Source organism: Breznakibacter xylanolyticus (assembly GCF_003254275.1).
In the GTDB taxonomy this organism is placed as follows: Bacteria; Bacteroidota; Bacteroidia; order Bacteroidales; family Marinilabiliaceae; genus Breznakibacter; species Breznakibacter xylanolyticus.
In genome coordinates this window covers 56580-78537 of the sequence record NZ_QKZK01000003.1, presented here as the reverse complement: position 1 = coordinate 78537, position 21958 = coordinate 56580, and the positions used below count along the sequence as shown (strand labels likewise).

The 21958-nt window shown below is 49.6% G+C and carries 17 protein-coding genes and 1 tRNA gene; 9 read left to right on the top strand and 9 right to left on the bottom strand.

Annotation, left to right across the window (positions count from 1 at the left end; translation table 11 throughout):
• Positions 1-132: 132 nt before the first annotated feature.
• From pepT to LX69_RS02485, 4 genes are all read right to left on the bottom strand, one after another.
• Entirely contained in the window at positions 133-1353 is a 1221-nt protein-coding gene (pepT, locus tag LX69_RS02500; RefSeq protein ID WP_111444242.1) for a peptidase T, read from the bottom strand.
• Positions 1354-1471: 118 nt separating this feature from the next.
• Positions 1472-2152: a hypothetical protein gene (locus LX69_RS02495; RefSeq protein ID WP_111444241.1), complete on the bottom strand. Its 681-nt coding sequence runs from the start codon at positions 2150-2152 to the stop codon at positions 1472-1474.
• Between the two features lie 679 nt (positions 2153-2831).
• Positions 2832-4307 (bottom strand): proline--tRNA ligase, encoded by a 1476-nt coding sequence (gene proS, locus LX69_RS02490; RefSeq protein WP_111444240.1) that lies wholly within the window; start codon positions 4305-4307, stop codon positions 2832-2834.
• A gap of 102 nt (positions 4308-4409) precedes the next feature.
• Positions 4410-4907: a SixA phosphatase family protein gene (locus LX69_RS02485; protein WP_111444239.1), complete on the bottom strand. Its 498-nt coding sequence runs from the start codon at positions 4905-4907 to the stop codon at positions 4410-4412.
• 414 nt (positions 4908-5321) lie between these two features.
• Here LX69_RS02485 and queC point away from each other — a divergent pair, with 414 nt between their 5' ends.
• From queC to LX69_RS02450, 6 genes are all read left to right on the top strand, one after another.
• Positions 5322-5993 carry a 7-cyano-7-deazaguanine synthase QueC gene (queC, locus tag LX69_RS02480; RefSeq protein WP_111444238.1) on the top strand — a complete coding sequence of 224 codons (672 nt, stop codon included), beginning with the start codon at positions 5322-5324 and terminating at the stop codon, positions 5991-5993.
• Between the two features lie 341 nt (positions 5994-6334).
• Positions 6335-7237 (top strand): 7-carboxy-7-deazaguanine synthase QueE, encoded by a 903-nt coding sequence (locus LX69_RS02475; protein ID WP_111444237.1) that lies wholly within the window; start codon positions 6335-6337, stop codon positions 7235-7237.
• 84 nt (positions 7238-7321) lie between these two features.
• On the top strand, positions 7322-8212 hold the full coding sequence (locus tag LX69_RS02470; RefSeq protein WP_111444236.1) for an NADPH-dependent 7-cyano-7-deazaguanine reductase QueF: 891 nt from the start codon (positions 7322-7324) through the stop codon (positions 8210-8212).
• Between the two features lie 78 nt (positions 8213-8290).
• Entirely contained in the window at positions 8291-10162 is a 1872-nt protein-coding gene (locus LX69_RS02465; RefSeq protein WP_111444235.1) for an ABC-F family ATP-binding cassette domain-containing protein, read from the top strand.
• A 972-nt stretch (positions 10163-11134) separates the two neighbouring features.
• The gene (ercA, locus tag LX69_RS02455; protein WP_111444233.1) at positions 11135-12301 is read left to right on the top strand and encodes an alcohol dehydrogenase-like regulatory protein ErcA; all 1167 of its coding nucleotides are present in this window, start codon (positions 11135-11137) and stop codon (positions 12299-12301) included.
• Positions 12302-12303: 2 nt separating this feature from the next.
• Positions 12304-13620: a PAS domain-containing sensor histidine kinase gene (locus tag LX69_RS02450; RefSeq protein ID WP_111444232.1), complete on the top strand. Its 1317-nt coding sequence runs from the start codon at positions 12304-12306 to the stop codon at positions 13618-13620.
• A gap of 324 nt (positions 13621-13944) precedes the next feature.
• Here LX69_RS02450 and LX69_RS02445 read toward each other — a convergent pair whose 3' ends face one another.
• The 5 genes from LX69_RS02445 to LX69_RS02425 all read right to left on the bottom strand — a co-directional run bounded on the left by LX69_RS02445 (position 13945) and on the right by LX69_RS02425 (position 18731).
• On the bottom strand, positions 13945-14577 hold the full coding sequence (locus LX69_RS02445) for a peroxiredoxin (RefSeq protein WP_111444231.1): 633 nt from the start codon (positions 14575-14577) through the stop codon (positions 13945-13947).
• A 154-nt stretch (positions 14578-14731) separates the two neighbouring features.
• A tRNA-Leu gene (locus LX69_RS02440) sits at positions 14732-14815 on the bottom strand.
• Positions 14816-14947: 132 nt separating this feature from the next.
• Positions 14948-15439: a DUF6252 family protein gene (locus tag LX69_RS02435; protein WP_146260617.1), complete on the bottom strand. Its 492-nt coding sequence runs from the start codon at positions 15437-15439 to the stop codon at positions 14948-14950.
• Positions 15440-16149: 710 nt separating this feature from the next.
• Positions 16150-16551, bottom strand: a complete 402-nt coding sequence (locus LX69_RS02430; RefSeq protein ID WP_146260616.1) for a DUF5329 family protein — start codon at positions 16549-16551, stop codon at positions 16150-16152.
• Positions 16552-16553: 2 nt separating this feature from the next.
• Positions 16554-18731, bottom strand: coding sequence for a S9 family peptidase (locus LX69_RS02425; RefSeq protein ID WP_170124204.1), 2178 nt, complete (start codon positions 18729-18731; stop codon positions 16554-16556).
• Between the two features lie 1025 nt (positions 18732-19756).
• Between LX69_RS02425 and LX69_RS17945 the strand changes: the two genes are divergently transcribed.
• From LX69_RS17945 to LX69_RS02415, 3 genes are all read left to right on the top strand, one after another.
• Positions 19757-20074: a hypothetical protein gene (locus LX69_RS17945; RefSeq protein ID WP_221621257.1), complete on the top strand. Its 318-nt coding sequence runs from the start codon at positions 19757-19759 to the stop codon at positions 20072-20074.
• Positions 20075-20138: 64 nt separating this feature from the next.
• The gene (locus LX69_RS17940) at positions 20139-20306 is read left to right on the top strand and encodes a hypothetical protein (RefSeq protein ID WP_221621256.1); all 168 of its coding nucleotides are present in this window, start codon (positions 20139-20141) and stop codon (positions 20304-20306) included.
• A 171-nt stretch (positions 20307-20477) separates the two neighbouring features.
• Positions 20478-21797 (top strand): acetylxylan esterase, encoded by a 1320-nt coding sequence (locus tag LX69_RS02415; RefSeq protein WP_111444227.1) that lies wholly within the window; start codon positions 20478-20480, stop codon positions 21795-21797.
• The last annotated feature ends 161 nt before the right edge of the window (positions 21798-21958 follow it).

The window sequence follows — 21958 nt, the reverse complement described above, 5'->3', positions numbered from 1 at the left end:
ATATAGATACATGAGGGTCTTCACTACATCTAACCACCACCCAAACAAAACAATAGCCAACCCCCGGATGTGAAAAAATATAACCCATCCAAGGCCGGCCATCATAAAATATTAACGAAAACGCCCCGTTAATCAGGGTTGCTGCACCAGATTTACGATCACCTCCACGGCTTTTTCCATGCTTTGAACAGGAACAAACTCGAAACGCCCATGGAAATAGTGCCCCCCGGCAAAGATATTGGGCGTGGGCAGCCCCATGAACGACAGACGTGCCCCATCGGTACCACCACGAATGGGGCGCACCAACGGCGTCACTCCAGCCTTTTCCATGGCCGCCCGGGCACGATCCACCACATGCATCACGGGTTCTATCTTAGTGCGCATATTGGCGTACTGATCTTTAATCTGCAACAGCGCAGTGCCTGCTCCAAACTGCTGATTGAGATCATCTACCATGGCCTGAATCATCTCCTTGCGATGACTGAATTTCACCTCATCAAAATCGCGGATAATGTATTCGATTTCAGCCTTCTCGACCGTGCCATTAAACGCGATTAAGTGGAAAAAACCCTCATAACCATCGGTAGCTTCAGGCACTTCATCGGCGGGCAGATGGTTGGCCAACTTACGCGCCAGATGAATGGCATTTCGCATCTTCCCTTTGGCATATCCCGGATGCACGTTACGACCAATGACGGTGATGTGCGCCGAAGCGGCATGAAAATTCTCGAACTCCAGTTCCCCAATCTCGCCCCCGTCGATGGTGTAGGCAAAGTCGGCACCAAAACGCGCCACATCAAAATGATCGGCACCCTGCCCTATTTCCTCATCGGGCGTGAAACAGATACGCACCTTGCCATGCTTCAATTCGGGATGCGCCAACAGGTACTCGGCGGCTGTGACAATCTCGGCAATGCCGGCCTTATCGTCGGCCCCCAGCAACGTGTTGCCATCGGTCACCACCAAATCCTGACCGAGATATCGGTTCAACTCAGGAAATTCGGATGGGTCAAGCACGATGTGTTTCGATGGATTGAGCACAATGGGTTGACCGTTGAACCGTTCCACAATTTGGGGTTTCACCCCTTCGCCCGACATGTCGGGACTTGTGTCCATGTGAGCAATCAGCCCAATCACCGGAGCGGCAGTGTCGCCATTGGCCGGCAACGTGGCCATCACATACCCATTCTTGTCCACTGACACGTCGTGAAGTCCTATTTGTTGCAATTCATCAGCCAGTTGGCGGGCAAAATGCATTTGACCGTCAGAACTGGGCGTGGTTCCACTGGAAGTGTCACTCTGAGTGTGGATGGTGACATATTTTAAGAAACGAGATAAAACAGACTCTCTCATCGTTGTTTTTATTTTAAAAAGTTAAATCCCAACCGCAGCCACGACAGGTCATTGTCAAGCCACCAATCATCAACAGCAAAGGCACACATTGCACAACTTCAGACACAGTCGCTAACGATCAACGCACATCATCCGAATTATACTGAAATCCAAGCCGTTTACCGGTACGCACGCGAGAGTTCATGATTTCATTGTTCACCTGAGCCAGCGAAATAATTTTCACATCGTCGTAGGGTTGCACCAGCAAATCAAACTGCAGGGCATAATTGATGGCAGCATCCACCACCTTTCGCAAAGCAGCACGATCGAGCACCGACTTCCCAAATTGAGCGATGCCCATGCCACGCTGTCGTTTGCCTTCAACAAAATAATGTCCGTTGCGGTTCACAAACAGACGAGCCACCAGATAGCCTAAATCTTCTTCACGATTGTAACGAAACGAATCGTCAAGAAAATTAAAGACATTGATCTGCCCCGAATAGGTGTTTAACACATCCTCCTGCACCACAGGCTGCTGCCATATTTTATGGTCCCGATCAAACTCAAAGGTGTTAGAATGCATGTAAAACACCAGCATGTCACCGGCCACTTTGAGCATGGCCACAAATTCGCCCCGGTCGTGGTACTCGAGACGAACGCGCGGGTCGCTGTCGTGGAGCAGTTGATTATATGTCTCGGCCACTTCAGCCAGCACGCTCTTGAGTTCATTAAAAGTTGATTGCGTGACATCAAAAACATGTTGTTTCATCACGGCCTTATGCTGAAGCATGGCCAATATGTTGTTTTGTGTGGTTGGCATATTTTTAAAGTTTAAGGTGTTCGTCAATATAGATGTAAATACTAATGCGATAGGGTTCAGGAACTCTGTGAAGCAGGATTATATTACACCGAGTTGCACGGAGCAGCCACAGAGTCAAAATAAACGCTGAGGCTAAAGGCGCTGAGTTAATTTGTAACGCCTTGCGTTTAAATAGGCTCTATTCAGATTTGTGTGGGTAATCATAAGTATCAATTCACACTAACCATTTTTTCGAGCCCCCAGCCGGGCGGGCTCTTACTTTTTGGCTACAGCCCCAAAAAGTAAGCAAAAAAGGCCGCCGCTGACGTAAAATGGCTAAAAATCATAGGCCTTCGCTAAAATCTGCGAACTCGCAAGCTCAAACAGCGCATATTTTTTAACGCTCAGGCCTATGATTTTTTTAACGCCATTTTCCGAAGGCGGCTTAGTTACCTTGTTTGATTTCGTGCATTCATATTTTGTTTACCCACAGGATTCGACATAGAGCCTTTAAATAACAAAGCAGATAACTCAAAGATTTATATAGTAGTAACTCTGAGTCAAATAATCATCTCTTTTATCGGAAATATCACCATGGTTATTAACCAAATATAGTGATTCCCTCCGTTTCACATCAGCTACACGGGCACAAAAAAGGCACAGCCGATCGACTGTGCCTTCATTTTATGAATGATAAAAATCAATACGCCCGTGCAAATACCACGCGTTGGGTGGATGGCTGACCGGTTACCATGCACACGCCGGCTTCCTGCTCATTATCGAGAGGGATACAGCGAATGGTGGCTTTGGTTTCGTCTTTGATGCGCTGTTCAGTTTCGCTGGTGCCGTCCCAATGCGCCAACACGAAACCGCCTTTCTCGTCGAGCACCTTCTGAAACTCTTCGTACGAATCGACCTTGGTGGTGCTTGCAGCACGAAAATCGAGTGCTTTTTGATAGATGTTGGTCTGAATATCGTCCAGCAGCGACACGATGCGCTCATCGATGCCATCGAGCTGCATCACCTCTTTGGTAAGGGTATCGCGGCGAGCCACCTCTACAGTGCCATTCTCCAGGTCGCGCGGGCCAATGGCCAAACGCACGGGCACGCCTTTCAATTCATACTCAGCGAATTTCCAGCCGGGTTTCTTTTTATCGTTGTCATCAAATTTCACGTCGTAACCTTTGGCCTTCAGTTTAGCCACCAACTCTTTGGCCACCACAGAGATTTTATCGAGCTCTTCCATGCTTTTATAGATGGGCACAATCACCACCTGAATGGGCGCCAATTTGGGAGGCAGCACCAGACCGTTGTCATCGGAGTGAGCCATAATGAGGGCACCCATCAACCGCGTTGACACGCCCCACGAGGTGGCCCACACGTGGTCAATTTTCCCCTCCTGATTGGTGAAAGTCACGTCAAAAGCCTTGGCAAAGTTCTGCCCCAGGAAGTGGCTGGTACCGCTCTGAAGCGCCTTGCCATCCTGCATCAAAGCCTCGATGGTGTAAGTTTCAACAGCTCCGGCAAAACGCTCGTTGGCCGTTTTCACGCCTTGCACCACCGGCACAGCCAGATACTCTTCGGCAAATTTGGCATAGACCTTCAACATGGTCATGGCTTCGGTCATGGCCTCAGCCTGAGTGGCATGAGCCGTGTGTCCCTCCTGCCACAAGAACTCGGCAGTGCGCAAGAACAAACGCGTACGCATTTCCCAGCGCACCACGTTGGCCCACTGGTTGCACAAGATTGGCAGGTCTCGATAGCTTTGAATCCAGCCCTTGTAAGTATTCCAAATGATGGTTTCAGAAGTGGGGCGCACAATGAGCTCCTCCTCCAATTTGGCCTGGGGATCCACCACCACACCTTTACCATCGGGGCTGTTCATGAGACGATAATGCGTCACCACGGCACATTCTTTGGCAAAACCCTCCACATGGTCGGCCTCCTTGCTCAAAAACGATTTGGGAATAAAAAGCGGGAAATAAGCGTTGACGTGACCGGTATCTTTAAACATGCGGTCGAGCACAGCCTGCATCTTCTCCCAAATGGCATAACCATAGGGTTTGATGACCATGCAACCCCGCACAGCCGAATTTTCAGCCAGGTCGGCCTTCAACACTAAATCGTTGTACCATTGCGAATAACTTTCGCTTCGGGACGTTAAAACCTTTGCCATATCTTGTAATAATTGTCTGTTTCAGCGTTTTAAAAATCGGCCGAAATTACAAATTATTAAAGAATTATCGGGCAAGCAGGGCGGATTTGTTGGAGCGCAGACTCACTTCAACTCACGTGGAAACACAAAATAGGCCACCTTGCCACTGCGGGCAGCCACATCGCCCCAGTGATCGCTCTCAAATTCAATTACAGCGGCAGCACATGTGGGATAATGGTCAAAATGATCGTTGGTGAGTTTGGTGGCCAGCATGGCAATGTCGGGATTGTGCCCCACCACCCAAATCTCGTGGTGATGGTTATCCTGTCGACCCAAAAAATCGAGAAAATCGGCCGTGGTATAACCATCATAAATAAACCCTTCGGAGTGAATGGTGAACACGGGATAGCCAACAACTTCGGCCATGATGTGACAGGTTTGCAAGGCGCGCGATGCATTGCTGCACACCATCAACCCGGGTCGATAGCCCTTGTCGGACAGATGTTGGGCAATCTGTCCGGCATCGCGAATGCCCCGCTGCTCTAACTGACGTTCGATGTCGGAAAAACCATATTGCAGTGCCTCGGTTTTGGCGTGGCGAATAAGAATCAATCGTTTCATAAGATGAATTATAAGCCCCCTTATCTCCCGAAGGGGACTTGGGTTGTTTCGTACTTTAAACAGGAAAAAGCGGATCGAAATATTTACTCCTTTTCTACTTTATCGCTTTGCGACTTTGTTACTCTGTCACTTTGCTACTTTTCACCAAAAATACACCTTTTTCAACCATCGGTAAACGTTTTTTTGGGGGAGACGCCACAATCGCAACACCAACAGAGGTCATCAATATATCCAATAAAGCACTATCTTTGCCACGCAAACAGACAGTTCGAAACCATCCTGTCTATAAACAAAACTAGGGAAGACGGTACCGCCAGGCACCGTTGGTTGGCATGTCCGGCAGTGGTGTCACGTACGGCTGGCCGACACTAGGTTTATTTATAGGCATGGTTTCACTCACGAGATTCATTCACCATGTCATCCAAACAAGCAATCGTATTGTTATCAGGCGGCCTCGATTCGGCCGTGGCGTTGTATTTGGCAAAATCGCAAGGCTTTGAAGTGCATGCCCTGTCGTTCGATTATGGTCAGCGGCACAACCGGGAACTGCAATCGGCACGAGCCATTGCCCAAAAGGCCGGCGTGACTTCGCACCACGTGGTATCGCTCCAGTTGGGCAGCTGGGGTAGCTCATCGCTTACCGATGCCGCCATGCCGGTAGAGGATGGCGATGTAGATCGCACCGACATCCCGGCCACATACGTGCCGGCGCGCAACATGGTGTTTCTGTCGGTGGCTGCGTCGCTGGCCGAAGCTCGCGGGGCGCAGGACATCTTCATCGGGGTGAGTCAGGTAGACTACTCAGGCTATGTCGATTGCCGCGAGTCGTTCATCAAGGCCATGGAGACGGCCATCAACCAGGGCACAGTGATGGGTGCCGAACTCAACCGCCCCATCACCATTCATGCCCCCTTCATCTACAAAACCAAAGCCGATGAGATACGGCTGGGCGTTGAACTTGGCGTTGATTTCTCACTCACCTGGTCGTGCTACCGGGGCGGAGACAAACCATGCGGCACCTGCGACAGTTGCCTGCTCCGTGCCAAGGCATTTGCTGAGGCGGGGGTAACGGATACTTCGCTTTGATGCGGTTATCTATAACACAGAGTAAAGAATAAACGCAGAGGCGCGAAGGCGCTGAGTTATTTTATTGCACCATGCGTTTAAATAACAAAGCAGATAACTCAAAGATTTATATAGCAATAGGATTAAACGCTGAGGCTAAAAGGCGCTGAGTTTATTTGTAACGCCTTGCGTTCAAATGAAAAAAAGCAGATCACTCAGCGTTACTCATCTTCCTCAGCAAAACCAACGAAGAACTGACACTGAGATGCAATGAGAGCAGATGAGAACCAGTGAGGAAAAGAAAACTCAGCACCTCTGTACCTCAACATTAAACACATCATCACACCACACAATTCACACCCATGCATCAGCCACTTGCCCAACCGGCCACCGTTACCCCCAAAACCACCCACCATCTGACACTGGTGCAGGAAGGCGTGTTTCCCGTGACGCGCAACCACCGGGGCGACTTGCTGGAACAGTGCCCCAACACGGGCTGGCACCATGCCGGCACCATACAGGGAGAAGGCAAGCTGGCCGGGGTGCCCTCGCTCTTCATTCGCCTGGCGGGCTGCAACCTGAGGTGCATGTGGCAGATGCCCAACGGGGAGGTAAGCCTGTGCGATACGGCTTACGCGTCGTTTCACACCGGGCAGACACGCCGCATGACCGTTGATGAAGTGCTGAATACGGTGAGGCACAACATCGGCAGCATGCGCCACGTGGTGATCACCGGCGGCGAACCCATGTTGCAGTCGCGCAGCCTCACCGAGTTATGCCGTATCCTCAAAACAGAGCTGCACCTGCACATCACCATGGAGACCAACGGCACCCTTTTTGACAAAGAACTGGCGCCACTAATTGACCTGGTGAGTCTTTCGCCCAAACTGCAAAACGCCACCCCCACCCCGGCATCGGCCCAAAAAATGAACATGGACTACAAAGGGACGTTTGCCTACCATGCCGAAATACGAAAAAACACCGAAGCCATTCAACAATGGATGAATAACTGCCGGGTATTTGACAATGATTTTCAACTCAAATTCGTGGTGGCACACCCCGATGAAGTGGACGAAATAAAAACCGATTTTTTGAATGAGCTGACCGGATGGCAACCATCAGATATCCTGCTAATGCCGTTGGGCGGCAACCGCGACCAACTGGCCGTGAACACCCCCATAGCCGTGCAATTGGCCGTTATCAACGGATGGCGGTTCGCACCTCGATTACACATTGATTTGTGGGGTAACAGGGCAGGGGTATGATTATTGGATTTGTAGAGACAGGGCATGCCCTGTCTCTACAAAAAAATTCATAAATTTGACCAACATTCACAAAAACACCACCCGATGACCCCCACCGTCCCCATCGAAGCCACCCTGCTGGGCAAACACGTTGAATACCCGGCCACCTACGCCCCACAGGTATTGGTGGCAGTGCCACGACAACTCAACCGCACCCAATATGCCATTGACGATAAAAACCTGCCCTTTACCGGCTACGACGTTTGGCACGCCTGGGAAGCCGGGTTTTTGACCCGACGCGGCCTGCCGGTGGCCGGCGTGCTCAAAATCATTTACCCGGCCAATAACCCGGTGATTGTCGAGAGTAAATCGCTCAAGCTATATCTCAACTCCTTCAACATGGAGCGACTGGGCAACACGCCCGAGGATGGCATCAGGGAATTTAAACTGACCGTGCAGCGCGACCTGGCCACGTTGTTGCAAACCGACGACGTGCGTGTGGAACTCTTCACCACCCAGCCCGGCCATTTGCCCTTCGACTTTCATGGATTCAAAATACTGGAGACGTTGCATGGCGCCGACCAGGTGGACTTCGCACATTACACCGACACGCCGGCTCTGCTGCGCACCGACTACGACCGACCCTGCGAATTGCGTCTGGCCACCCATTTGCTGCGCAGCAACTGCAAAATCACTCACCAGCCCGACTGGGGCAGTGCCTACATTCACATCAAGGCCAATGTAACGCCCAACTTCATGTCGATTCTGCAATACATCGTGTCGTTGCGCAACGAAAACCATTTTCACGAAGAGATTTGCGAGATGCTGTTTACGCGCCTTCACGAGGCCTTCAATCCCGAGCAGCTCATGGTGGTGTGCATCTACACGCGACGCGGCGGCATCGACATCTGCCCGGTCAGGGCCAGCCATGCGTTCCTCATCCCGCCATCGCTCACCTCGCATCACACGCTCTCGCACAAATTGCTTCGTCAATAATCGCATGCTGTCTCCTTCAAACAGGGCAAGGAGACAGCTTTTTTTTGCCTATTTTTGCGCCACATCAATCATGGAGCAATGATCAATTACCTGTCGGTCGAAAACGTGACCTACCACTACGGCGACCTCGCCCTGTTCGACAACATCAACTTTGGCGTGAGCGAAGGCCAAAAAGTGGCGCTGATCGCCAAAAACGGCGCCGGCAAAACCACCCTTTTCAACATCCTCACCGGCCAGTTTCCACCCCAGGAGGGCGAAGTGACCTTCCGCAAAGGCATCCGGGTGGGCTATCTGTCGCAGGATCCCGAGCTGTGCCCCGACAACACGGTGATGCAGGAGTTGTTTTTTGCCGAAGGCGAAGCCATTCAAACCATCCGGCAATACGAAGAAGCGCTTCACCATCACGACATGGATGCCCTGAGCCGCCTGACCTCGCGCATAGATCACCTCAACGCGTGGGATTACGAGAGCCGCATCAAACAGATATTGGCACAACTGAAAATCACCCGCTTCGACCAACAGATTTCAGAACTCTCGGGCGGGCAGCGCAAACGCGTGGCATTGGCCAAAGTGCTCATCACCGAGCCCGACTTCATCCTTTTGGATGAGCCCACCAACCACCTCGACCTGGACATGATTGAGTGGCTGGAGCAATACCTGGGCAAGTCGAAATCGACCCTGCTGATGATTACCCACGACCGTTACTTCCTGGATCGGGTGTGCAACCACATCTTAGAACTCGACAATCAAACCATTTATCAATACCAGGGCAACTACCCCTACTACCTCGAGAAACGCGAGGAACGCATTGCCATGAAGAGCGCCGAGGTAGAAAAAGCCCGCAACCTGTTGCGCAAGGAACAGGAGTGGATGAACCGCATGCCCCAGGCGCGCGCCACCAAAGCCAAATACCGCATCAACGCCTTTTACGAGCTCAAAGACGTGGCCTCACAACGCGTGGGCGGCCGCGAAATGGAGCTGGGCATACAGGGCGCCCGACTGGGCTCGAAAATCCTCGAGATGGACGGTGTGTGCAAAGCCTACGACGACCTGGTGATGATGAAGGACTTTACCTACAAATTTGCCCGCAACGAAAAGGTGGGCATCATCGGCAACAACGGCACCGGCAAAACCACCTTCCTGAACATGATTTCGGGGCAAATCAAGCCCGACAGCGGCACCATCGAAATTGGCGAAACGGTGGTATTTGGCTACTACCGCCAGCAAGGCATTGTGGTGGACGACGACAAACGCGTGATTGACGTCATCTCCGAGATATCTGAAAAAATATCGCTGGGCGACGGGCAAACCATGTCGGCCTCGCAGTTTCTGCGTTACTTTATGTTCCCCAACGAGATGCACTACGTGCAGGTGGCCAAGCTCAGCGGGGGCGAACGCAAACGCCTGCATCTGATGACGGTGCTCATGCGCAACCCCAACTTCCTCATTCTGGATGAGCCCACCAACGACCTGGACATCTTTACCCTCAACGTGCTCGAGGACTACCTGCGTGCCTTTAAGGGATGCCTCATCATTGTGTCGCACGACCGTTATTTTATGGATAAGGTGGTCGATCACGTGTTTGTGTTTCAGGGCAACGGCGTGGTGAAAGATTTTCCGGGCAACTACACCGAGTTTCAGGATTACCGCAAGGAGCAGGACAAAATCAAAGCCCAGGAAAAACCCGCCGACAAGAAAGCCACCGAAGCCAAGCCGGCCGAGAAAAAAGCCGACACCACCCGCAAACTCAGCTTTAAAGAAAAACGCGAACTCGAGCAGCTCGAAGCCGACATTGCTGCGCTGGAAGCAGAAAAAAACAGCCTTGAAACCGCCCTCTCATCGGGCACCCTCACGGGCGATGAACTCACCCAACAATCGATGCGCGTGGGACAAATCATCGAACAGCTCGAGGAGAAAGAGATGCGCTGGCTGGAGTTGAGCGAGATATAAATGCATGTAAACAAATGCATCATCCCACCAAAAACTGACGAGGTCGCATCTTTTTGATGGAACGTTGCATCAAAAACACACAACGTCCTATCAAAAAGTGACGGCGTCGCATCTTTTGAGTAGGATGTCGCATCAAAAACTGACAACGTCCTACCCACGACTGACAACATCCTGTCAAAAACTGACACAATTGCATCTTTTGGGTAGGACGTTGCATCAAAAACTGACAACGCCCTACCCAAAACTGACAAAATTGCATCTTTAGGATAGGACGTCGTATCAAAAACAGACAACGTCCTACCCTCGTCTGTCAACATCCTGTAAAAAACTGACGACGTCGCATCTTTTAAATGCCCCACCGCATTAAAAAAGGAGATCATTGTGTCAAAAACTTCCGGCGTCGGATCTCTTGAATAGGACGGCGCGTCAAAAACTGACAACATTCTTCAGACTTTAAACATTCTTTCATCAAGGAAAATGGTGCGATGATAAACCCCACAAAAAATTTCCATTCCATACGATTGTGCCTTAATTTTAGAAAATCAATATCAGGGTTTTCAAAAAACACAGGGACACAGAGTTTTTTTCAGTTGATGATGTGAGCTTGAAAAAACTTAAAACTGTGGTCAAATAAAACAGCGTTAACGCATCTTCCTCAATGTAATCCACAAAGAACTGACGCTGAGTTGCAATGAGATAAGATGAGTTAAAATGAGGTGAAGAAAACGCTGTGGAACTCAGTGTTAACGCATCTTCCTCAATGTAACCCACAAAGAACTGACGCTGAGGTGCAGTGAGATAAGATGAGTTAAATGAGGTGAAGAAAATGCTGTTGTACTCAGTCTAAATTCTTCTTCCTCAGTGTAACCCGCGAAGAACTGACGCTGAGTTGCAATGAGATAAGATGAGTTAAAATGAGGTGAAGAAAACGCTGTGAAACTCAGCAAACATTGACACTCAAAACATAGTAAGATGACAGAATCGCCAGAACTCTCGCTTCGCAAATTTGTGGCACCCGAATTTATTTTTGGAAAAGATGCCCTGCAACTGACCGGCCGCTATGCCCGCAATTTGGGGGCACAAAGGGTGCTGCTGGCCACCGATGCGGGGGTGATGGCCGCCGGATGGGCCAACCGGGTGGTCGAATCGCTCGAAAATGAAGGCATCCCCGTGACCATCTTCAAAGACATCAGTCCCAACCCGCGCTCGCAGGAGGTGATGAACGGTGCCGAATGGTTTCGGCAACAACAATGTAACGTCATCATTGCTGTGGGCGGAGGCAGCGTGATGGATTGCGCCAAGGGTATTGGCATTGTGGTGTCGAACGGGGGTCACATTCTCAATTACAAGGGGGTCGATCAAATCACCGTGCCCATGCCGCCCCTCATCTGCATTCCCACCACGGGGGGCACAGCAGCCGACGTGTCGCAGTTTGCCATCATCAACAACGAAATCGAGCGGGTTAAAATTGCCATCATCAGCAAGGCCGTGGTTCCCGACCTGGCGCTGATTGACCCGGCCACGCTCACCACCATGGATGCCTACCTGACGGCCTGCACCGGCATTGATGCCCTGGTGCATGCCATTGAAGCTTACGTCTCCAACGCCGCCTCGCCGGTGACTGACCTCAATGCCGCCGAAGCCATCCGACTTATTCATGGCTACCTGAACCTTTCGATTGCCGAGCCCGACAACCTGGCGTACCGGGGGCAGGTGATGATGGCCAGTCTGTATGCCGGTCTGGCCTTCTCAAACGCCAGCCTGGGCTGCGTGCATGCCATGGCACACAGTCTGGGGGGCTACCTCGACCTGCCTCACGGCGAATGCAACGCCATGCTGCTGCCCCATGTCATCGGCTTCAACCAATCGGCAGCACCACAACGCATCGCACAGGTGGCCGCCTGGATGGGACTCGACACCACGCATCTGCCGACGGCCAAACAACGGACGGCCATTGTGCAACACATCATTGCCTTTAAACAAAATGCAGGCATCAGCCACACCCTGGGGACGTACGGCGTCAGCCTGAGCGACCTGCCCCTGCTGGCCGCCAAAGCCATCAACGACCCGTGCAACATCACCAACCCGAGGCAACCTACCCAACAAGACCTCGAAACCATTTATCGGGAGGCCATGTAACCATGAACGACAATAATTGGAACGAACTGCGGGATAAAATCATTGGTCTGGGCGATCAGTCGGGCCGGAAAAGCTATTTTCCCGAGCTCCAGAAAAAAATTAACGATCTGCAGGAACGTGAGCAAAACCTGGTGACCCTGCTCAACAGCATGATGGATGCCGTGTTTATCATCGACCAAAAGGGCAACATCATGGGCATCAACAATAGCGTACTTCGCTTGTTTCAATTGAGCGACCGTGATATGGCACTCTCCCTCCCCTTTATCGGTTACACCCGCGACATCGACGCAGAACTGCTGCACCAAATCATCGCCGAAACCATTGGAGGCATGCCGCAAATACTCGAATGGCCCATGCGCTCGCCCGTCGATCACGCCACCTTTGATGCCGAGGTGTCGATGCATGCCACCATCTGGAACCACCAGCCGGCCATTATTGTGACGGTGCGCGACATCACCTTTCGCAAAAACATTGAAAAAAGCCTCAAAGAACGGGAACTGGCACTGCTCAAACAAAATCAGCAACTACAGCAACTCAACGCGCAACTGGCCGAAAGCAACCGCCACATTGCCGAGATGAACCAGCAACTGCGAGCGGCTCAAAAGAAAGCCGTGGAAAGCGATCGCCTCAAATCGGCCTTTCTGGCCAACATGAGCCACGAGATTCGCACCCCCATGAATGGCATCATTGGCTTTGCCTCGCTGCTGGCCTTTACCGACGACGACAAAGAGGCCACCCGCGAGTACGTGTCGATCATCAACAACTGCTCGCAGCAACTGCTCACCATCATTGATGACATCATCGACATCTCAAAGATTGAAGCCGGGCAGATGACCATCACCCCTGAGATGACACACCTGAACCGCCTGATGCACGAACTGTATGCCTACTATCGGGCCACCGGCAAAGATGAAATCACGCTGGAAATGACCAACACGCTGCCCGATGAGGATTGTCAAATATTTACCGACCCGGGGCGACTGCGCCAAATACTCAACAACCTGCTCAACAATGCCATGAAATTCACCGAAGCGGGCAGCATCGCCTTTGGCTATCGTGACAACAACGGGATGATTGAGTTCTTTGTGAGCGACACCGGCATTGGCATCCCCAAATCGCAATTGAAAAGGATATTTAAACGCTTTCGGCAGTCCGACCAAAAAAACCGCACGCACCATGGTGGCACCGGGCTGGGGCTGGCCATTTGCAAAGCTCTGGTGAAACTATTGGGGGGCACCATCGAGGTGCAATCGCAACTGGGCAAGGGCAGCACGTTTACGTTTGCCATTCCTCGGGAGCACAATCGGAAGTTGGGGTGAGGGAAGAGTGGAAGGAGTGGAAGAGTGTAAAAGTGGAAGAGTGGAGGAATGGAAGAGTGGAAGAGTGCAGGAGTGGAGGAGTTTAGAAGTGTAGAAGTGTAAGAGTGGAGGAGTGCAAAAGTTCAAGAGGAAAAGAGGGGAAACGGCAAAAAAAGGCCATACTGCCACCCCGAATTGAAGCACAGAACAAACACGATTCTCCGTTGATGGATGAAGGGAAGGGGTGAACGCGATGCATAAAAAAAGCCGGACACTGCAATGAGCATCCGGCGGGGATTAAATCAACTATCTAACTCCAAACAATAATGGACTACGACAGGGCGATTAGTTTTTTGACAGGAATTCGGAAATGCCTTCCTGAGTGGCTTTGAGACCTGCGTCGCCTTTGTGCCAGTCGGCGGGGCATACTTCGCCGTTCTCCTCAAAAAACTGAAGGGCATCAATCATGCGCAACACCTCCTCAACGCTACGCCCCAGGGGCATGTCGTTCACCACTTGGTGGCGTACAACACCGTCCTTATCGATCAAAAAGAGGCCACGGTAAGCTTTGGGCTCGCCGTTGAACACAATTTGTCCATCGTCGTTGTAATCGTACGAACCGGCCAGCACGTCGTAATTATCGGAGATGGTCATGCTGCTGTCGGCCACCAATGGGAATTTCACGCCACCAATGCCGCCTTGTTTCTTTTCGGTTTGCAACCATTTCCAGTGCGAGAATTCCGAGTCGGTAGATGCTGCCACTACTTGCACATTGCGTTTTTCGAACTCGGCAATCTTGTCCTGAAAGGCGATGATTTCGGTGGGGCACACAAAGGTGAAGTCGGCCGGATAGAAGAAGAAGACGACATATTTTTTTCCGACATACTGGTCGAGTGAGAAATTCTCAACAATTTCACCGCCATTAACCACTGCTTTGGCCGAGAAGCTCGGCGCTTTTTTTCCTACTAATACTGACATGTTGAATGTTTTTTTTGAATTAATATTTGTAACAATGGCAGTATAACAACACAAAAAGAAGGTTTGTTTGAGCAATTAAGAATTATTCACGATAAAACAGCGTCAAATAAAAAAACCGCAAATTTCACAAAGAAATTTGCGGTTATAAACCTTGTACCCGGGACGAGACTCGAACTCACACAGCCGTACGGCCACTAGTCCCTGAAACTAGCGTGTCTACCAATTCCACCACCCGGGCGATTTGTTTCAAATGCGATGCAAAGATAGCTTTTTTTTTGAACCACCAAATTCAGCCTTCAAAAAAGATAGAAAAAAGGCAGATGCCATCATTGGTTCATCTGCCTTTCAATCATTTACCATCTAAAATAAATCATTCACCACTCCGTTCTGTGTACGAAAGGTTATTGAACACCCCGTTTTCAATCGACTTGGTTCCTTTAGTCAGGTTATACACCGTAAAGGAAAAAGTTCCCGAAATGGTTTTGGCCGACGTATCCACGGCAGTCAACGTCACCACCCCTTCGGTACTGGTAAACACATCGGCCGTTGGCAATAACGAGGTTGAATAAACACAAAGACATTGCCCGGAAAGATCGTTCAAATTGGCACTCAATTCATAGGTTCCCGTTTCATCTCCCCGAATGGTGATCACCATCGATTCGCTTAAGGCAGTCGTCCCGGTAATGGTAAAAATCCCATTGGTGAGCACCGTCACCCGCGATATCGTCGACCAGCCAGATCCGTCGATGGTCGCACTCATTTTGGTGGCAATGATATTGCCATCCGAATCCTTGCTGCACGACGACAGCATCACAGCCATCCCCACACATATTCCCAACACCCACTTTACACTGTTCATCATCACTAAATTTTTAGTTGTTAATGCGAATTAATAATTGAAAATGCATTTAAAGATCAAAAAAACTAATGTGTATTACAAAATTTACGAAGCGTGAAATTTATGAGGCTTTAAAATTCTCCTGCCGTTAGGCAGGAAAGCACAGTAGAAACGAAGGAGAATATCGTTTTGTCTTGCCCCATCCGGGGCAAAAGACCTAATCAACGATTTTATGACCACCGATCTTTTTCCCCTACTGGGAAATTATAATAACACTCCCCTATGTCATATCAACACAAATATCTCGCTTGTCTTTCCTTTAATTTGCATGCCCACACATAATACTCTATCAAAGTCATTTAGTTAGTGATTTGCCATCATTCCTCCCAATTCTCATGTCTCAAAATCATATCGAACTTGACCTTTCAAACTTTTTTTGGTGCATTGGGGCACCAAAGCTCGGTAGATGAAGGTTAGCACCCCATCTTTCGCCCCGATTGGGGCGAGAGGGAAACGAATCCCCTAAATGCTACCGATATTTGGCCCCTATGGGGCCTCTAAAAAAAAGTATTGCTCGCGTTAAAAAAGAAATCATATGGTAGTTGATCTATTCTTTTACTTGCGTTTGTAGCTTTAATATATCGTACAAACAGTGATTGGCAAACACCTTGACTGACCAGAAAGCCTCACTGAACAGTTCAACTTCTTAACTAAACGACATTGATTTAAAAATCCTATTTAGACTCAATGGCATTGAGCTGCGCGTAAAAATAATCGCGCGCCTTCACTTCCTTGCCATTGGCATAACGGATGCGATACTCCTCGCCACTCATGGATGATTTGGTGGCCAGTTTGTCGATGAAAGCGGCAGCGGTTTTGACTGCACTGCCGGCCTTTTTGCGCTTCAGACGCAGATGCGAAGCGGCTGTGGCGGCATCATGATAGCTTCCGTTGCGAAAGAACTGAATGCCGTTGGCCTTTTCAACACCGGCAATCAATGCCTCAATCTTTTGGTCTTCGGTGAGAGGCTTGCGCGAAGCCATAGGCGTGGTTTGTGAAAAAGCCATGGCCGACATCAAAATAACACCAAGCAACAACCAAAACTTCAGCCCCATTCGTTTATTATATTGCATCATCATCAAAGATTTTGTTTAAAGAAATCAATCACCCTCACATATAAATGCATCCGGCTAAATCCGCCTTTGATGGCATGGCTCTGATTGGGGTACACCATCATATCGAACTGTTTACCAGTCTGAATCAGGCGATCAGCATACTCCATGGTGTTTTGAAAATGGACATTGTCATCGGCCGTACCATGCACCAACAGCAGTCGTCCTTTGAGACGGCCTGCCATCAAGAGCGGCGAACCGGCGTTATAACCCGCCTCATTGTCGGAAGGACGTCTCATGTATCGCTCGGTGTAAGCAGTGTCGTAAAAACGCCAGTCGGTAAGCGGTGCAATGGCCACCCCGGCCTTGAAGGCAGCCGAACGGCTCATGCTCATCAGCGTCACATAGCCTCCATAACTCCACCCCCAGATACCGATGCGGGAGCCATCCACAAAGGGCAAACCCGACAGATAAGCAGCAGCATCGACCATGTCGGCACTCTCGAGTTGTCCCAACTTCATGTAGGTACTTTTACGAAACGCCTCGCCGCGCGCTCCGGTGCCGCGTCCATCCACACAGGCAACGATGAACCCTTCGGTCACCAGGGCCTGTTCCCATCCCAGTTTAAAACCATCGAGCACTTCCTGATAATTAGGGCCGTTGTATTGCACCAGCACCACAGGATATTTTTTAGAGCCATCGAACCCGGCAGGCTTCATGAGCCAACCGTTCAAGGCCACGCCATCGGTCTGATTGAAGGTAAAGTACTCCTTTGAGGCGATCTCATAATCGGCCATTTTGGCGGACAAATCCTTGTTGTCGTCAATGGTTCGCAGCACTTTACCGGCGGCATCCAACATGGAGTAACGAGGCGGTGTGGTGGCGTTGTGCGAGGTCACAAACAGGTATTTGCCCCCCACAGACACTTCGGCCTCATTGGTTCCTTTCAACGGGCTGATTTTCTTTTTCACCTTGCCACTGAGGCTCACCATATAAATATCGCGGCACAGCGGCGACTCCTCAGCGGCCTGATAATAGACCATTTTTTTATCAGCATCGTACCCCAACAAAGACATCACATCGTACTCACCCTTGGTCAATTGAGAGAGTTCAGTTCCGGCCATGGAATAATGATGAATGTGATTCCAGCCATCCATCTCGCCCACATAAAGGAAACCATTGCCATCGGGCAAAAATTGAATATTATCGAGCACATCATCACCAATATAAAACTCATTACGATGCATCAATAACGAAGTCGACACGGTGGTTGCCGAATGACACAGCAACAAGTCGAGCTGGTTTTGCAGACGATTGAGTTTCACCACCGCCACCCGCTGAGCATCGGCCCACATCAGGCGCGGCACATACACATCGTCGTCCTTGCCGATGTCCATGGTCTTGGTGGTGCGGTTATCGAGATTAAACACCCGAACGCTCACGCGGGCATTGGGCTGACCGGCCTTTGGATACTTGTATTCATACATCCCGGGATAGAGCCCATAGGCTTCGTTGGCCGGCATAGAGCCTCGGTACAGGGGAAAATTAAATGTATTGACCGCCGACTCATCGAAACGCACAAACGCGACTTCACGACTGTCGGGCGACCATGCATAGGCCTGAGTGAGCTTAAACTCCTCTTCGTACACCCAGTCGGGCACGCCATTGATGACCGCTCCCGGGGCGCCATCGGAGGTGATGGCACTCACGGTGCCGAAACGCAACTTGGCCACGTGCAGATTGTTGTTCTTGACAAAGGCCACATGATGGCCATCGGGCGAAAAGGAAGCCATGCGTTGTCCGCCCCCCTCCGAAAGAGGCTTGAGCTCACGACGATTCATGTCGTACACATAATAGTCGGCCACAAACGAATGACGGTACAAAGGTTTTTTATTGGTGTAGATGAGAATGCGTGTTGCAGCATCGTTAACCTCGTAGCCGTCAATGACAGCTACGTCCTTTAATTCAACCTTATCGAGATCGAGCAGGTCGGCAACTTTTTTGCCGGTTGCATAATCGTACTGCTCAATGGAGCGGCCATTTTCACCCAGTTGAGTGTAGTGCAAGCCATCAGCCATGCTTTGAATGGCGGGCACCGACTTGGGCGTGAGCTGTCCCAATGAAATTAGCGTGACGGGTTGTTTTTGTCCCATCACACCCATAGACAGGGCGCAGAGACTCCATAACAAAAACAGATGCTTCATGATAACGTATTTGTGAGGTTGACGTTCGGGATAACAATTTTGGTGCCATGGTGGCACCCTACACGCAACAAATCTAAAGCATTTCAATATGGGTGCAAAAAAAAGAGGAGATAAAGAGAAATAACTGAAGTGGGAATAAACAAAAATGGCAACGAAAACTAAGACAATCATATTGGTAACGTCAACAGAAAATGACAATCTCAAAAACACTTAACAAGGGAGTATATGTTTTATACCTTTGGGTATAATACCATGTGGTATAATGCCACAAAACGATCATCACCATGAGTTGCAGAGAGAGAAGATAAGAACCAGTAGACCAGTAGGCAGAAGAAACCTAAGAGATTCTCAACAAAGAGTTGTATTGCAGGAATGATAAAAAAAATATCATCGCCTCTCATCCTAATAATTAAGTAAAAAAATTTTCAGCACATGAAAGATTCACCCTTATATACGGCACAACTGTCAGTGATCGTTCGTTTACTGATCGAAAAGAAGAATCAGAAAAGCTAAGAAGCAACTTACTAAACGGAATCAACACCACCATCATCTCACCCAGACGATGGGGAAAATCATCGTTAGTCGAAAAAGTCATCAACGACATCAATTTTCCAAATACAAAACAAGTCATCATTGATCTCTTTTCAATCGGTAGTCAGGAAGAGTTTTTAGAGACCTTTGCTCGTGAAGTCATTAAGGCATCATCAACGAAATGGGAAGAGTGGCTTGCCAGTGGCAAAGAGTGATTTAATAAATTAATTCCAAAATTCAGTATTGGAATTGATCCTCAAACAGACTTTAGCCTGAGCATCGACTGGGAAGAGATGAAACGCCACAGCGACGAAATACTAAATCTCCCAGAGACAATTGCGAATACGAAAGGAATTCAATTTATCATATGCTTAGATGAATTTCAAAAACTGACCACACTTAACGACTATCAGATTTTTGAAAAGAAATAAAGAGCTTATTGGCAACGCCACAAATCTGTAACATATTGCCTCTACGGCAGCAAGCGACATATGATGACCGACATCTTCAACAATCCCTCAAAACCATTTTATCGCTTTGGAGACATCATGCTTCTTTCAAAAATCGAAACCAATAAATGGGTGCAATTTAATTGCGAAGGCTTTAAGAATACAGGAAAAGAGATTGATGTAAAAACAGCCCAATTGATAGCAACGTTAATGAAAAACCACTCATGGTATGTCCAGCAACTCGCTCATTATGTCTGGAATATCACCGACAAACAAGCTTCATTAAACGAATTAAACGCCGCTCTCTCTGAGCTAATTAACTCCAAAGTCAACACTTTATCAAAAAGAAACAGAAAACCTTAGCCACACACAATTAAATCTATTAAAAGCAATCGCAAAAGGAGAAACTCAACTCACAAGTGCCGCCGTGATGCAAAAACACGCGCTTGGTACCCCTAGAAACGTGAGCAAAAACAAAACCATCCTCATCAATTCCGACATCATTCAAGAAGATAATAAAAGGTATGAATTTGTTGATCCGGCTTTTGAACTTTGGTTAAAAAAGCAATACCTCAATCAATCCTATACCACCTAAACGACATCAGAATAAAACCTCCGTAAAATGTAACCCAACTAGCCCTACGACCACCCACACAATTTTGCGGAACCTGTTAATTATTCAAAATCAGCCCACCACTCAGCACATCAACCACCATGATTTAATTTTGATGCTTTATCTTGCATCAATTCATCAAACCATGCCGGCATGAAAACCAAAATCACACGCAAATACCTCCTGACCTTATTGGCTGTAATGGCAATTCAGATGCCATCCATTGCTCAAAACTACCCCCATCAAAGCGACGTGCTGTGGGTGACCACGCCCGACAGTCCCGACTGGCTATACTCACTGAAGCAGGAAGCGCGCATCACCGTAGCGGTTTACGAACACGGCATGGTGGTGAACGATGCTGACATTACCTACCAATGCGGGCCGGAACTGATGCCGACAGACCAACAGGGCACCGTGCGCCTCAAAAACGGTGCGGCCATGATCCCCATGGGCACACTGACCGAGCCTGGCTTTCGCGACTGCTCCATGCAAATCACCCTCAACGACCACACTTACAAACACCACATCAAGGTGGGTTTTGCCCCCCACAAACTCAAGCCCTACACACAACAACCCGAAGACTTCATGACCTATTGGGAAAACGCCAAAGACGAAGCTTCACGCTGCCCCATGGAAGTGACCCGTACCTATGTCCCCGAATACTCCTCCGACAAAACAGATTGTTATCTGGTGAAGCTACAGGCCTACAAAAAAGGACAGTATGTGTATGGCTACCTGACACAGCCTAAGGCACCCGGTAAATATCCGGTGGTGATTTCGCCTCCGGGAGCCGGCATCAAACCCATGAACCCTCTCAAGGAGATTTTCTATGCCGACAATGGTCTGATTCGCTTCGACATGGAGATACACGGCATCCGCCCCGACCTGGACGAGGCCACTTACAAGGAGATCAGCGCTGCCTTTGGCACTGCAAACAACAGCTACCTGGTCAATGGCATCGACAACCGCGACACCTACTACCTGAAAAAGGTGTACCTATCCCTGCTGCGTGCCATCGACTACCTCACCACCCTTCCCGAGTGGGACGGCAAAAACCTGATGGCACAGGGCAACAGCCAGGGAGGAGCCCTGGCCTTGGTGGCCACGGCTCTCGACCAGCGCATCACGGCCTGCGCCGTAGCACATCCGGCACTGAGCGACATGGCGGGTTACAAGGCCAACCGCGCCGGTGGCTACCCACACCTATTCACCAACTACAGCAATATTGACACCCCCGAAAAACTAAATACCCTGGCCTACTACGATGTGGTGAATTTTGCCCGTAACATCCGGGTGCCGGTGTACATGACCTGGGGATACAACGACAACGTCTGCCCGCCTACCACCAGTTACATCGTTTATAACACCCTCACCTGCCCCAAAACCGCTTACCTCACTCCCGTGAACGAGCACTGGGTGTCGCAAAATACTCGTCGTCACATCATGAGCTGGCTTGTAAAACAGGTGAAATAAGTGAAGATATTTAGTTTCTCATCTTTTCTCTCTGCAACTCAGCGGTAGTTCTTCGAGGGTTACACTGAGGAAGATGAGTCAACACTGAGTTCCACTGAGTTTTCTTCACCTCACCGGCACTCATCTTACCTCACTGCAACTCAGCGTCAGTTCTTAAGAGG